Annotated in this window: 13 protein-coding genes; all 13 read right to left on the reverse strand. The window is 64.9% G+C overall.

Features of this window, described 5'->3' with window-relative positions; translation table 11 throughout:
* Window positions 1–12 precede the first annotated feature (12 nt).
* Complete coding sequence (hflX, locus tag AC1DYS_RS31315; RefSeq protein WP_477905864.1) at window positions 13–1254, reverse strand: GTPase HflX; 1242 nt, start codon at window positions 1252–1254, stop codon at window positions 13–15.
* A 34-nt stretch (window positions 1255–1288) separates the two neighbouring features.
* Window positions 1289–1531: an RNA chaperone Hfq gene (gene hfq / locus AC1DYS_RS31320; RefSeq protein ID WP_047496328.1), complete on the reverse strand. Its 243-nt coding sequence runs from the start codon at window positions 1529–1531 to the stop codon at window positions 1289–1291.
* A gap of 83 nt (window positions 1532–1614) precedes the next feature.
* Window positions 1615–2946: a ribosome biogenesis GTPase Der gene (gene der / locus AC1DYS_RS31325; protein WP_477905867.1), complete on the reverse strand. Its 1332-nt coding sequence runs from the start codon at window positions 2944–2946 to the stop codon at window positions 1615–1617.
* 10 nt (window positions 2947–2956) lie between these two features.
* Complete coding sequence (gene bamB / locus AC1DYS_RS31330; RefSeq protein WP_477905869.1) at window positions 2957–4087, reverse strand: outer membrane protein assembly factor BamB; 1131 nt, start codon at window positions 4085–4087, stop codon at window positions 2957–2959.
* Window positions 4084–4770, reverse strand: coding sequence for a YfgM family protein (locus tag AC1DYS_RS31335; RefSeq protein WP_477905871.1), 687 nt, complete (start codon window positions 4768–4770; stop codon window positions 4084–4086). Before AC1DYS_RS31335 ends, bamB begins: the two co-directional genes overlap by 4 nt.
* 28 nt (window positions 4771–4798) lie before the next feature.
* On the reverse strand, window positions 4799–6118 hold the full coding sequence (gene hisS, locus AC1DYS_RS31340; protein WP_477905873.1) for a histidine--tRNA ligase: 1320 nt from the start codon (window positions 6116–6118) through the stop codon (window positions 4799–4801).
* Window positions 6119–6193: 75 nt separating this feature from the next.
* Complete coding sequence (ispG, locus tag AC1DYS_RS31345) at window positions 6194–7492, reverse strand: flavodoxin-dependent (E)-4-hydroxy-3-methylbut-2-enyl-diphosphate synthase (protein ID WP_477905875.1); 1299 nt, start codon at window positions 7490–7492, stop codon at window positions 6194–6196.
* 17 nt (window positions 7493–7509) lie between these two features.
* Window positions 7510–8418: a helix-turn-helix domain-containing protein gene (locus AC1DYS_RS31350; protein ID WP_477905877.1), complete on the reverse strand. Its 909-nt coding sequence runs from the start codon at window positions 8416–8418 to the stop codon at window positions 7510–7512.
* The gene (gene pilW / locus AC1DYS_RS31355; RefSeq protein WP_477905879.1) at window positions 8411–9214 is read right to left on the reverse strand and encodes a type IV pilus biogenesis/stability protein PilW; all 804 of its coding nucleotides are present in this window, start codon (window positions 9212–9214) and stop codon (window positions 8411–8413) included. Before pilW ends, AC1DYS_RS31350 begins: the two co-directional genes overlap by 8 nt.
* Window positions 9211–10362, reverse strand: coding sequence for a dual-specificity RNA methyltransferase RlmN (rlmN, locus tag AC1DYS_RS31360; RefSeq protein ID WP_477905881.1), 1152 nt, complete (start codon window positions 10360–10362; stop codon window positions 9211–9213). The genes pilW and rlmN overlap by 4 nt, the downstream gene beginning before the upstream one ends.
* A 73-nt stretch (window positions 10363–10435) precedes the next feature.
* Complete coding sequence (gene ndk / locus AC1DYS_RS31365) at window positions 10436–10861, reverse strand: nucleoside-diphosphate kinase (RefSeq protein WP_047496350.1); 426 nt, start codon at window positions 10859–10861, stop codon at window positions 10436–10438.
* Window positions 10862–10949: 88 nt separating this feature from the next.
* A complete protein-coding gene (locus AC1DYS_RS31370) occupies window positions 10950–12911 on the reverse strand; it encodes a pseudouridine synthase (RefSeq protein ID WP_477905883.1) in 1962 nt (653 codons plus the stop codon).
* Window positions 12908–13645 carry an SMC-Scp complex subunit ScpB gene (scpB, locus tag AC1DYS_RS31375; protein WP_477905885.1) on the reverse strand — a complete coding sequence of 246 codons (738 nt, stop codon included), beginning with the start codon at window positions 13643–13645 and terminating at the stop codon, window positions 12908–12910. The genes AC1DYS_RS31370 and scpB overlap by 4 nt, the downstream gene beginning before the upstream one ends.
* Window positions 13646–13682: the final 37 nt, after the last annotated feature.

Below are 13682 nucleotides of genomic sequence, written 5' to 3' on the forward strand. Positions count from 1 at the left end.
GTCATAGAGGTGTCAGAGTTGTCTTCTGTGCGCTGAATCGGGAAGTTCATCGGTGGGATCGTCCAGCGAGGCATGAGGTGAGGCCATCTCGGCAAGGTTCAAGTCAGCAGACAAACCGCCGGTGACTGCGACCGACAACAGGCGCCGCAGTTCAATCAATCCAGTTCCCTGCAGCGCGCTCACGAAGACACGGGGGACATGCACCCCACCGTCCAGCTCCTGCACGTCGCTCACGACCCGAGGCTGCTGCGATTCTTCAAGATTATCGAGCTTGTTGTAGACGAGGATCTGCGGAATGCTGTCCGCGCCGATATCGTGCAGCACCCGCTGGACTTCAGCGATCTGCTCATCGAGCACCGGGCTTGCCGCGTCCACCACATGCAGCAGCAGATCGGCCTCGGCCGCTTCTTGCAGCGTGGCTTCGAACGCCTCGACCAGCTTGTGCGGCAGATCGCGAATGAAGCCGACCGTGTCTGACAACGATACCGAGCGCCCCACATCTTCGAGGTACAGCTGGCGTGTGGTCGTATCGAGCGTCGCAAACAACTGGTCAGCCGCGTAAGAGCGCGCCTTGACCAGTGCATTGAACAGCGTCGACTTGCCGGCGTTGGTGTAGCCCACCAGTGAGACGCGGAAGGTGCCGCTTCGCTCGCGCGATTTGCGCTGCGTGCCACGCTGGCGCTTGACACGCACCAGCCGCTCTTTCACCGTTTTGATGCGCTCGCCGATCATCCGACGGTCGAGTTCGATCTGCGCTTCGCCCGGGCCACCACGCGTACCAATGCCACCGCGCTGGCGCTCGAGGTGGCTCCAGCGGCGCACAAGGCGGGTGGAGAGATATTGCAGGCGGGCCAGTTCAACTTGCAGCTTGCCCTCGTGGCTTTGCGCACGGGCTCCGAAGATCTCGAGGATGAGCATCGTGCGGTCTGCCACCGCCACGCCGAGATGGCGTTCGAGGTTGCGCTGTTGCGCTGGCGACAGGGCCTGGTCGAACAGCACGGCTTCGGCTTGATGGCCGAGGACCAAGGCCTTGATCTCGTCGGCTTTGCCCGACCCGATGAAGAGCGCAGGATCAGGTGCCTTGCGCCGCGCGATCACACGCGCCACAGGCACGTCGCCCGCTGATTCGGCCAGCAGAGCCAGTTCGTCGAGGCTGGCATCGAAGTGGGATTTGCCCCCGAAATCGACGCCCACCAGAATGGCGCGAGGGAGGTCGCCCGCCACCGAGGTGGCGGTGGGTGCCGCTGCAGTCAAGGTAAGTACCGCCTCGGCAGGTGCCGCCTGGCTTTCAGGTCTGCTCCGGCGTTTCGGCGGCGTGGAAATTCACCGCACGACCCGGCACCACGGTGGAGATGGCGTGCTTGTAAACCATCTGCGTCACGGTATTGCGGAGCAGCACCACATATTGGTCGAAAGATTCGATGTGGCCCTGAAGTTTGATGCCGTTCACAAGGTAGATCGACACCGGAACATGCTCCTTGCGAAGCAGGTTCAGAAATGGGTCTTGTAGAAGCTGCCCTTTGTTGCTCACGATATGCTCCGTGATGGAAAGTGAATGAAGAAGGCACGTTAACACAGGGCTGTGCGGCGGCGCCGCAATTGCCGCCAATGAGCCTAGTCTTTGTCGGCGAAGGGATTCTTCGACGAGCGAAGCTCGATTTTCAGCGGTGTGCCCACCAGCTTGAAGTGCTCTCGGAAACGGGCTTCCAGGAAGCGCTTGTAGACGTCTGTAACGTGCTCCAGCGAATTGCCGTGGATGACGATCAAGGGCGGGTTCATCCCGCCTTGGTGCGCGTAACGCATCTTGGGCCGGAAAGCGCCAGCCCGCTTCGGCGTCTGGAACTCCACCGCCTCTTGCAGCAGGCGCGTCAGCACCGGGGTGCTCATCTTGCGATTGGCCGAGGCATGCGCATCGGCAATCGCCTGCCAGACCGGCCCCAGCCCCTGGCGCTTAAGCGCCGAGATACGCAGCACCGCGGCAAACTTCAAAAAGGCCAGGCGCGCGGCGATCGAGCGCTCCAGCGTTTCGCGCTGGTAGTCGTCGATGGCATCCCATTTGTTGACGGCCAGCACCACCGCCCGGCCGCTTTCGAGGATGTAGCCGGCGATGTGGGCGTCCTGCTCTGTCACGCCCTGGGTGGCGTCGAGCAACAGAAGCACGACATCGGCGCTGGCGATCGCCTGCAACGTCTTAACGACTGAAAACTTCTCGATCGCTTCGAAGACCTTGCCCTTGCGGCGCAAGCCCGCGGTGTCGATCAGTTCGAACTTCTGGCCATGGCGCTCGAAAGGCACCGTGATCGCGTCGCGCGTCGTGCCCGGCTGGTCGTAGGCCACCAGCCGCTCTTCGCCCAGCCAGGTGTTGATGAGGGTCGACTTGCCGACGTTCGGCCGGCCCGCCACGGCGAGGCGGATCGGGGCGTTCTCGGGCGTCTCTTGAGGCTCTGGATCGGGTTCGAAGCCTTCGAGCACCGCATCGAGCAGGCTGCGAATGCCCTGCCCGTGTGCGGACGAGATCGGGTGCGGCTCACCCATGCCCAACTCGTACAGTTCCCCCAGCAACGGCGAGTCGACCATGCCTTCGGCCTTGTTGGCCGCGAGGAAGACCTTTTTGTTGACCGAGCGCAGGTAACGCGCGATGTCATGGTCTTGCGCTGACACGCCGGTGCGGATGTCCACCACGAAGATCACCGCGTCGGCCTCGGCCACGGCCTGCCGCGTCTGCTTGGCCATCTCTTTGACGATGCCCGTGGAGCTGTCGGGCTCGAAGCCGCCGGTGTCGATGACGATGTACTCCCGGTCGGCCAGGCGGCCRTCGCCATAGTGCCGATCGCGAGTGAGGCCGGCGAAGTCGGCCACGATGGCGTCGCGGCTCTTGGTCATGCGGTTGAACAGGGTGGACTTGCCCACGTTGGGCCGTCCGACCACCGCAATCACGGGTTTCATGGTGCGAGTTTCATTCAGGGCGGAAGGCGAAGAGCCCGCCATCTCGCGTGACCACGAGCAGCGTCAGCCCGGACGCCACTGGCGCCACCTGGATCGGCTTGCCATCGGTGGGCAGGCGAAGCACAGGCGCGCCGGTCTCGCTCGCAAACCAGTGCACCATGCCCTCGACGTCGCCCATGACAAAGGCCTTGCCCACGCCGAGGGGCGCGGTCAGGTTGCGGTAGAGCAGCTTTTCGACCGTCCACGCGATGGTGCCGTCGGCGATACGCCATGCGGAGATGCGGTCAGAAGCGTCGGTGCCGACGACCATTTGTGCATCAGCGCCGACGCCAGTCACGCCGCCGGCATTGCGCGTCCACACCGGGCTGCCTCGCTCGGCATTCACACAGGCCACGGCCGACTGGAAGGCCCGTGCGCAGATCACCTCGCCGACACGGGCCGAAGGTCCAACGAGATCGGCCAGTCGCTCCACCTCGTTGGTACCACGAGGCGCTGCGACAGTAGCCTCCCAGCGAAGCGAGCCCTTCAGCGGATCGAGGCCCGCCATCTTGGGCCCTTGCCCGACGACCAGCGTGTCTTTGTAGGGCACCAGCACGCCGGGGCTGGCCAGCGTGAGGGCGTCGTTCGGGCGTTGGAAGGACCACAGCTTGCGGCCGTCAAGCGCATCGAACGCCGTCACCGTACGGTCGACCGCGAGCACGAACACACGCTCGCCCGCCACCAGCGGCGCCGTCACCACGCGCGACGGCAATTGCTGGCGCCACTTTTCCTTGCCGGCTTCGAGCGTAACGAGCACGTTGTCACGCGTCACTACGCTGGCAAAGCGTCCGTCGCTGCCGACGCCGGCACTGAGCTTGTCGCCGATCTCCGCGCGCCACTGCTCGGCGCCCGTGTCGGCCTGAAGCGCCATCACGGTGCCGCCGTCGTCGGCGACCGTGAAGGTCGAGCCGTTCACCGCAACAGCCAGCGGAAACTTAACTGTGCCAATGCTCTGTTTCCAGACCTGACGGCCCGCCACCTGGGGCGTGAGCGGCTCCAGCGGTGTGGGATCGGGCTTGGGCGTGCTGGAACAACCGGCCAGCAACAAGCCAACAACGGCCAACCCTGCCCAGCGTCGAAAGGCCCTCTTGCCCAAGCTCATTGACCAGCCCCCGCGCTGGCAGCGGCCTTGGCAGGCTCCGCACTGACGGCAGCGCCCAAGGCCGCGAGCTTGGATTCGATCAGGCGGCGATATTCGACCGTTTCGTCCATCGTCTTCCAGGCCAGGGTGTAAGCGGTTTTTGCCTCTTCGGTCTTGCCTTGCGCGAGCAGCACGTCGCCGCGGCGGTCGGCCACGAGCGCGGCAAACTCCTTGGCATCTGCCCCGTCGAGTTGCTTCAGCGCCTCGTCATATTTCTTCTGATCGAGCAGCAACCCGGCGAGGCGCAGGCGGGCCACGGTGCGGTACTCGGTTTCGGTGGCGCTCTCGCTGGCCCAGGTCAGCGTGGCGCGGGCTGCGTCGGCCTGCCCCTTCTCGAACTGAAGCTTGGCGGCGAGCAAGGCACCCTGCTGCGCGTAACCGGTGCGCGGGAAACGCTCCTTGATGTCCGCGAAAACTCGTGCGGTCTTGTCCAGGTCACCCGCTTGGGCAGCCTTGTTGAGCTCGTCGTAGAGCGCGCCAGCCTTGACGGCCTGGTCTCGCTGCCAGTTGTGCCACACCGTCCAGCCAGCAAAACCGGCCAGTGCCAGGATCAGCACCCAGGTGATGAGGTTGCCGTACTGCTTCCAGAAAGCCTTCAGCTGGTCGAGCTGTTCTTGTTCTTCGAGGTCGAGATGCGTGGCCATGAGAATGATCTTTCAGACGAATAGAGGATTATGCGTTGAGCAGTTCGGCAGCCCAATCGGCTGCGTTGGCAAGCGGCAAGCTTCGCTGCGGCACGGCGGTATCGCGCAGCGACTTCATCGCCACTTCGCCACGGGCCAGCTCGTCATCGCCGAAGATCAAGGCGTACTGCGCACCACTCGCGTCAGCGCGCTTGAACTGCGCCTTCATACCACCGCCGCCGGCATGCATCAGCACCGAGACACCGGCGTGGCGTAGCTGTTCCAGCACGGCGATTGCCTGCGGCATCGCCTGGGCAGACGGGACGATGGCATAGGCACGCGGCGCGGCACTGGGTACCGGCAACGCGAGTTCCATCATCAGCAGCAACAGGCGTTCGATGCCGAGGCCGAAGCCGACGGCCGGTGCAGGCTTGCCGCCCAGCTGCTCCAGCAGACCGTCGTAGCGGCCGCCGCCGCACACGGTGCCCTGCGAGCCCAGATGGTCGGTCACCCACTCGAACACGGTGAGGTTGTAGTAGTCCATGCCGCGCACGAGCCGCGGGTTGATGCGGTAGGCCAAGCCCGCCGCATCGAGAATCGCACGCACCGCGTTGAAGTGCGCCAACGATGCCTCGCCGAGGAAATCCATCAATTGAGGGGCGGCCTCCACCATCGCCTGCATCGCAGGGTTCTTAGTGTCGAGGATGCGCAGCGGGTTGCTGTGCAGGCGGCGCTTGCTGTCCTCATCGAGGACAGCGGCGTTCTGCTCGAAGTGGCGAATCAATGCCTCGCGATGAGCACGACGCTCGTCGGGTTGGCCAAGGCTGTTGAGTTCGAGCCTGACGTGCTGGCCTTCGATGAGACCGAGCGCACGCCACAGGCTGCGCGCCATCAGAATCATCTCGGCGTCAACGTCGGGGCCGGCAAACCCAAGGGCTTCCACGTCGAGCTGGTGAAACTGGCGATAGCGCCCCTTCTGCGGACGTTCATGACGGAACATCGGTCCCATGGTCCAGATGCGCAGCGGGCCGTTGTAGAGCGCGTTGTGCTCGACCATCGCACGCACGATGCCAGCCGTCGCCTCCGGGCGCAAAGTGAGCTTGTCGCCGTTCATCGAATCGGTGAAGGAATACATCTCCTTCTCGACGATGTCGGTCACCTCGCCCAGCCCGCGCACGAACAAGGCCGTCGGCTCGACGATGGGCGTCAGCAGGTACTGGTAGCCGTAGCGCGACAGCACCGTGCGCACCGTCGTTTCAAACCAGGCCCAGAGGGCGGAGTCCGGCAGCTTGTCGGTGCGTGGCACCGAGGGCGGCAGGATGTCGTTCATGCCCTTCACGGCCTGCAGGGCGATGTTGTTGTTGGCCATTTGCAAAAGTTGGGTTGAGTCGAACCAGAAGCACCGCCTTGTCGACGGAGCGGCAGACAGCGTGCGCCGGGCCCCTCAGGCCGGCGCGGTCGAATGCTGGGTGGTGGCAGCGCCGTAGCGCTTTTCGATGTAGTTCTCGACCAGCGCCTGGAACTCTTCTGCAATGGCAGGCCCGCGCAGCGTGAGCGCCTTCTCGCCATCGATGAACACCGGCGCGGCCGGGGCCTCGCCATTGCCGGGCAGGCTGATGCCGATGTCGGCGTGCTTGCTTTCGCCGGGACCGTTGACGATGCAGCCCATCACCGCCACCTTCATCTTCTCGACGCCCGGATACCGCGCGCGCCACACCGGCATCTGCGCGCGCAAGTAGTCGTCGATCGACTTGGCCATCTCCTGGAAGGTGGTGCTGGTGGTGCGCCCGCAGCCTGGGCATGCCGTCACGCTGGGGTTGAAGGAGCGCAAGCCCAGCGACTGCAGAATCTCGAGCGCGACGACGACTTCCTGCGTGCGAGCCTCGCCCGGCTGCGGTGTCAGCGACACGCGAATGGTGTCGCCAATGCCCTCTTGCAGCAGCAGCGACAACGCCGCCGTGGAAGCCACCGTGCCCTTGGTGCCCATGCCCGCCTCGGTCAGCCCCAGGTGCAAGGCGTAGTCGCAGCGCTTGGACAATGCGCGGTACACCGAGACCAGATCCTGCACGCCCGACATCTTGCAAGACAGCACGATCTTGTCTGCGCTCAGCCCGACCTCTTCGGCGCGGCGGGCCGATTCGATGGCCGAGGTGATGATGGCCCGGTACATGATCTGCTGAGGCTCGAACGGCTCGGTCAGCTTGCCGTTGTCGTCCATCATCTGCGCGAGCAGCTCCTGGTCGAGGCTGCCCCAGTTGACACCGATGCGCACCACCTTGTCGTACTTGGCGGCCACTTCGACCATCTGGGCGAACTGGCGATCCCGCTTGTCGCCCTTGCCAACGTTGCCGGGGTTGATGCGGTACTTCGACAAGGCTTCGGCACACGCCGGGAAGTCGGTCAGCAAACGGTGGCCGTTGTAATGGAAGTCGCCCACCAGCGGCACGTCGATGCCCATGCGGTCGAGTTGCTCGCGAATGTGCGGCACCGCGGCAGCCGCCTCGGGCGTGTTGACGGTGATGCGTACCAGCTCGGAGCCGGCCACAGCCAATTCCTTCACCTGGATGGCAGTCTCGATCACGTCGACCGTGTCAGTGTTGGTCATCGACTGCACCCGCACTGGCGCATTACCGCCCAGCGTGACGGTGCGCGAGCCCCAGCGCACATCGACTTGCCGCGAACGCCGGCTGGCGGGTATCGCGGGCTCGATGAAATCGTCGAGGGCGGCGAGAGCGTGGGGCATGGCGTGGTTCATGGCAGTCACTTGAGTTCGAGCTTGGCCACGTTGTCGCGCGTGGGCGTCAACTCGACCGCCCTGCCCCTGAACGAGACTTGCGTGGCCGACGCGTTGCCGATTTTCACCCGCAGCGGTGATGCCCCATCAAGGCCCACGGTTTCTCCGGGTTGCAGCATGCGCGACAGGAGCGGTGAACCACGCCCATCGATTACCTCGACCCATGACTCGGCGCTGGTGCGCAACAAAAGAGCGCCTGATGTCGCAGCGGCGGGTGCGGCAACAAGGGCGGGGGCGGGAACAGACGCTGCAGCTTCAGCAGGAGCAGCGGAAGCGGCAGCAGGCGCGGCAGCCGAAGCAATCTGCACTGTTTCAACCACCACCGTCGACGCGGCAGGTGCTGCTTCGAGCACCGAAACCGATGCCGCATCGGCCACCGGAGCGGGTGTTGGCGCGGCAGCCATCCGTTCTGCACCGGTCATGGCGCGTTGTGTCGCATCGCTGAGCCAACCCGCGGGCAACAAGTACAACATTCCGCTGGCCACAACAAGCATGGCAGCACCGAGCACCACCGGACTCTTCAGGAACTGAAGGTCGCTTGGCACGCGGCGACCGGGCCGGTCACGAAACGGAGCGTTCAAACCCAGGCTCATCTGAGACAGGCTCTGGTCGGCCGGCAATGGCAACAGCGCCAGCACCGGGGCTGCATCGATCTTCAGCGAGCGGCACACCGTCTGCGCCAGCGCACGCGTGAAGGTAGCGCCCGGCAGTTCGTCGAAACGGTCGCTCTCCAACAGCTCAAGCTTGCGTGGTGCCACCTTGATCGACGTGGCCAGGGCAGCGATGTGCAGCCCCTTGGCCATGCGAGCCTGCCGCAGCAAACTGCCTGCAGTGACGGCGGCCTGCGGTGGTTCGCTGAGCTGCGAATCACTCATTGAACTGCCCTCGGTCGAAGGCAGAGGATTCGCGGGATTGCGGGAAGCGATTGCGCAACTGCAGCCCGAACTCGTTGGCCGCCGTGCGGTTGCCGAGTTTCATCTCGATGCGCGCGGCGAGCCAAAGCGTCTGGGCATTCGACTGGTTGGCCACGGCATTCACGCGGCGAATGTAGAAGCGGGCGCGCTCGGCCTCGCCGCGGTGAAGCAGCACTTCAGACAGATTCACCGCGGTGGCCGGGTTCGACGGGTCGCGTTCGTAGGCTTTGCTGAGGGTGTTTTCCGCCTCCGCCCATTTGCCCGAGCGGGCTTGGCACACGCCGCTGGTCAGCATGGTGCGGCTCGTGCCCAGGTACTGCGGCAACGCAATGGCACGGGCAAACAGCGCCTCGGCTTCGTCGTAGCGCTTCTGCTGGCACAGGTACCAGCCGTAGTTGTGCATGCTGTCGCCATCGCTGGGGTTGATCTGCAGTGCACGCTTGAAGCTTTCTTGCGCCAGCACGTCGTCGTTCAATCCAGCGTAGATGAGGCCGCGCAGGTTGTAGGCCTCGCCAAGGTTGGGGTTCACTGCCAGGGCTTGCTTGACTTCATCGAGCGCCGTCGTGAGCTGGCCACGGCTGAAATAGGCGCTGGCCAGCTCCATGCGGACGTTCGCACGCTTGCTCGCATCCGTCTGGTCGGACTCGGTCATGCGGTCCTTGGTGTCGCCGTTGGACGGCGGCGGCATCGCGCAACCCGCCACAAGAACACTGAGCACCCAGCAAGCGATAGCTGTCCAACTGCGTCCCAAGGTCATGGGTGAGGTTCTCCAGGGGGGATGGCTGCGGGTTCGAGGGGCTTGCGATGGATCTGGATGGGCGCGCGGGTCATCCGCTTGGCTGCGTTGGTGCGGTCCTGCACTTCGCCGGCGAGCTGGCCGCAGGCAGCATCGATGTCGTCGCCGCGTGTCTTGCGAACGGTGGTGACCACGCCCGCCTCTTGCAGCACGCGCGCAAACGCGGTCACGCGCTCGCGCGGCGAGCGCTTCAGGCCCGATTGCGGGAACGGGTTGAATGGAATGAGGTTGAATTTGCAGGCGATGCGCTGGCTCAGCTTCACCAGTGCCTGGGCATGCTCCGGTGTGTCGTTCACGCCATCGAGCATGCAGTATTCGAAGGTGATGAAGTCGCGCGGCGCCTTGTCCAGGTAACGCCCGCAGGCCTGCAGCAATTCATCGATCGGGTACTTGCGGTTGAGCGGCACCAAGTCGTCGCGCAACGCATCATCGGGTGCGTGCAGCGACACGGCCAACGCCACCGGGCAGTCGTCACGCAGGCGATCGATCATCGGCACCACGCCCGAGGTCGACACCGTCACACGACGACGCGACAAGCCATAGCCATGGTCGTCGAGCATCACGCGCAGCGCGGGCACGAGGGCCGAGTAGTTCTGCAGCGGCTCTCCCATGCCCATCATCACGACGTTGGTGATGGCGCGCTCACCGGGTGCCAGCTGGAGCCTTTGCCGAAGGTGGTGCTCGGCGAACCAGAGCTGAGCGACGATCTCACCCGTGGTGAGGTTGCGGCTGAAACCTTGGTGGCCGGTGGAGCAGAAGCGGCAGCCGACCGCACAGCCGGCCTGGGAAGAAACGCACAGCGTGCCGCGGTCGTCTTCGGGAATGAACACGGTTTCGACCGCATTGCCGCCGCCCACGTCGAACAACCATTTGATGGTGCCGTCGGTCGAGGCCTGCTCGCTGACCACAGCGAACGGTTGCACGACCGCCACGCCGGCAAGCTTGTCGCGCAGCGATTTGGCGAGATCGGACATGGCCGTGAAGTCGGCCGCGCCTTTTTGATGGATCCAGCGATACAACTGGGTGGCGCGAAAGCGCTTCTCACCCAGCTGCTCGCAAAACGCGGCCAATCCGTCGAGGTCGAATTCGAGCAGGTTGGCCGGTGTCATGGAGTCAGTTCCTTGCGCTGGGCTCAGCCCAAGGCCTCTAACGAGGCGCGAGGCTGAAAACCCGTTCCAGGCCTCAGCGGCTGTAAACGTTTAGGCCGGCGAAGAAGAACGCCACTTCCTGGGCTGCCGTCTCCGGAGCGTCAGAGCCGTGAACTGCGTTGGCATCGATGCTGTCGGCGAAGTCGGCACGAATGGTGCCCTTCTCGGCCTTCTTCGGGTCGGTGGCGCCCATCAGGTCGCGGTTCTTGGCGATGGCGCCCTCACCTTGCAACACCTGGATCATCACCGGGCCGGAGATCATGAAGTCGACCAGGTCCTTGAAGAACGGGCGTGCCTTGTGCACGGCGTAGAAGGCTTCGGCCTCGCCGCGCGACAGATGCGCCATCTTCGAGGCCACGATCTTCAGGCCGGCGCCTTCGAAGCGGGCGTAGATCTGGCCGATCACATTTTTCGCGACCGCGTCGGGTTTGATGATGGAAAGCGTACGTTCGATCGCCATAATTTTTTCTCCTGAATCAAGCACTTGGCAAAGCCTTGGATTCTAACGCTTGAAGGTAGGTTCCTTCGTGTCAACTCACTCTTGATGCCTAGCGGCCGCGGCGACCGCCGCCTCCGCCAAAGCCGCCCCCGCCCCCACCACCACCGCCGAAACCACCACCTCCACCACCACCTCCACCACCACCTCGGTTTCCGCCACCACCGCCCCGGCCACCACCGCGGCCGCCTTTGTTGCGGAAAGCATCGGCCCCGATGTATCCGACCGATGTCTGCAGGGGATCGGGCTCGCGCGGACCGCCACCCTTCTTGCCACCCTGCTGCTGACGCGGTGGCGCGCTACCGCCGGCGCCGAAGCCGCCGCCGCCGCGGCCAAAGCCGGCACCGCCCACCGGACCGCGCGACTTGCCTTGTACGAAGCGCTTGTCGAAGGTCTGCTCCAGCGGGTTGGGGATCTTGCTCGGGTCGAAATCGAGATCTTCGTCGTCGCGATCGACATCGCCCTGCGAGGTGTCGCGCGCCTGCGCCGGCACGGGGTTCGGACCACCAGCCGGACGAGGCCCCTGGCCGCGGGGACCGCGGTCGTTGGGTCGACCGCCGCCGCGGTCATTGCGCTGGTTTCCGCGGTTTGCCCCGCGGTCGTTGTTGCGATCGCTCTGTGGGCGCGGTTCGCCACCACCGCTGGCCAGCCGGCGGATGGTGCGGACGTCGTTGTCGTCCAGGTCGACCCAGACACCTCGCTTCAAGCCCCGCGGCAGCACCACGGTGCCGTAGCGGATGCGGATCAGGCGACTGACAGTGAGGCTCACGGCGTCGAACAGCTTGCGCACTTCACGGTTGCGACCTTCGGTGATCACCACGCGGTACCAGTGGTTCGCACCTTCACCGCCGCCGTCTTCGATCGACTTGAAGCTAGCCGTCTGCCCCTCAACATTGACGCCGTTCAGCAGCTCGTCCTTGTCTTCCTGGCTCAGTTGGCCGAGCACGCGCACGGCGTACTCGCGCTCCACGCCGAAGCGCGGGTGCATCAGCTGGTTCGCCAGTTCACCGGACGTGGTGAACAGCAGCAGGCCTTCGGTGTTCAGGTCGAGGCGCCCAACCGACTGCCACTTGCCCTGCTGCAGGCGCGGCAGACGGCGAAACACCGTCGGCCGATTTTCCGGGTCGTCATGCGTGACGACTTCGCCCACCGGCTTGTGGTACGCAATGATGCGTGGCGGCGGCGGCACGATGCGCACGCGCACCGGTTTGCCGTTGACCTTGATCTGGTCGCCGAACGAGATGCGCTGCCCCACATGGGCCGGCTCGTCGTTGACCGTCACGTGGCCATCTTCGATCAGCTGCTCCATGTCGCGACGCGAGCCGATGCCGGATTGAGCCAGCACCTTGTGCAGCTTGGGCGCGTCGGGCTCAGCAGCCAGCACACGCTTGTACTCGGGGGCCTCTTCGGTGGCCTCCGGTTCGCCTTCGGGGGCGGGCGCTTCCACATCGAAGTCACCCGACAGCACTTGGGCAAACACTTCGCCCGCCTGCGCCGTTGCCGATTGCACGGGCTGCGCCACCTCGGCTGCGCCCGCTTCACGAACTTCGCCGTTTTCGCCACGCTGCCGATCCTTGCGACCTCGACGACGATTGCGTGATGACCTGGGCCGATCCTCTTGCCCCGCTTCAGTTGAACCGCCCTCGCCGTCAGCGGCGTCCTGCGTCTCGGCCGCAGCTGGCGCCGCTTCAACGACGGCGGGCGGAGCAGCAGGCACCTCGGCAGCAACAGGGGCCGAAGCAACTGGCTCTGCAGGCGCGATCTCTAAAGCCGCCTCTTCGGTCTTCACCGCAGCCGCACGCCGCTTCCGTGCGGGTTTGGCTGGCGCCTCTTCCGTCGGCGCTTCGACTGCAGGAGCTTGAGCAGCAGGAGCAGGAGCAGGAGCGACCGCCTCGGCGGCAACAGCTTCCGCTTTGGGTGCACGCGGACGTCGAACCGGCTTGGCCTCGGCCTGCGGTGCGTCTGCGGGCGCGGCGCTCAAGTCGGCCGGGGTGTCGTCGTCGGGGTGATTCATGCTTCGGGATCCATCGGGGCGGCATCGGCCGCAGGCTCGGGGTGAGAAAGGGGGGGTTCTTTGGGTGCGGGTTCTGACTCTGAGGAAACCTCAACAGAGGTTTCCTCAGCGACTTCAGCAGGATCTTCCGCAGGGGCTTCCAGAGCCACTTCAACGGAGCCGTCGACCGGCACAAGCTCTTCGTCAGCTTGAACAGCCGGTTCGGACTCGGCTTCAAGCCCCAGTGCAGCCTGATCAGGCTCCAGCAACGACGGTTGGGCGGGCAAGGCCTCAGCCAGCGCCGCCATGTTGCCCAGTGAAGAGCCGTCCAAGGCAGGCAACTGCTCCAGGCTCGCAAGGCCCAGATCGTCGAGGAACTGCCGCGTCGTGGCGTAGAGGGCCGGTCGCCCAGGCGCCTCGCGGTAGCCGATCGCTTCGATCCAGCCACGGTCTTCGAGCTGCTTGACGATCTGGCTGCTGACGGTGACGCCGCGGATGTCTTCGATGTCACCCCGCGTCACCGGCTGGCGGTAGGCAATGATGGCCAGCGTTTCCATCACGGCGCGTGAATACTTCGGCGGCTTCTCGGGGTTCAACCGGTCGAGGTAATCGCGCATCTCAGGGCGGCTTTGAAACCGCCAGCCCGTGGACAGCGCAACCAGCTCGACGCCGCGGCCCTCCCAGTCACGCATCAGCTCGTCGAGCAGGACGCGCAGGCTGTCCGGGCCAAGCTCGTCGGCGAAGAGCGTGCGCATGTCCCTCAGAGGCAGGGGCTGCTGCGCACAGATGAGC

The organism is Rhizobacter sp. P2_G4, from assembly GCF_056403575.1.

What these genes read in the sequence shown, in the direction of transcription:
- bamB (WP_477905869.1), bottom strand. Translation starts at nt 4,087, where the DNA reads ATGAGCTTGGGCAAGAGGGCCTTTCGACGCTGGGCAGGGTTGGCCGTT.
- AC1DYS_RS31335 (WP_477905871.1), bottom strand. Translation starts at nt 4,770, where the DNA reads ATGGCCACGCATCTCGACCTCGAAGAACAAGAACAGCTCGACCAGCTG.
- hisS (WP_477905873.1), bottom strand. Translation starts at nt 6,118, where the DNA reads ATGGCCAACAACAACATCGCCCTGCAGGCCGTGAAGGGCATGAACGAC.
- ispG (WP_477905875.1), bottom strand. Translation starts at nt 7,492, where the DNA reads ATGCCCCACGCTCTCGCCGCCCTCGACGATTTCATCGAGCCCGCGATA.
- AC1DYS_RS31350 (WP_477905877.1), bottom strand. Translation starts at nt 8,418, where the DNA reads ATGAGTGATTCGCAGCTCAGCGAACCACCGCAGGCCGCCGTCACTGCA.
- pilW (WP_477905879.1), bottom strand. Translation starts at nt 9,214, where the DNA reads ATGACCTTGGGACGCAGTTGGACAGCTATCGCTTGCTGGGTGCTCAGT.
- rlmN (WP_477905881.1), bottom strand. Translation starts at nt 10,362, where the DNA reads ATGACACCGGCCAACCTGCTCGAATTCGACCTCGACGGATTGGCCGCG.
- ndk (WP_047496350.1), bottom strand. Translation starts at nt 10,861, where the DNA reads ATGGCGATCGAACGTACGCTTTCCATCATCAAACCCGACGCGGTCGCG.
- AC1DYS_RS31370 (WP_477905883.1), bottom strand. Translation starts at nt 12,911, where the DNA reads ATGAATCACCCCGACGACGACACCCCGGCCGACTTGAGCGCCGCGCCC.
- scpB (WP_477905885.1), bottom strand. Translation starts at nt 13,645, where the DNA reads ATGCGCACGCTCTTCGCCGACGAGCTTGGCCCGGACAGCCTGCGCGTC.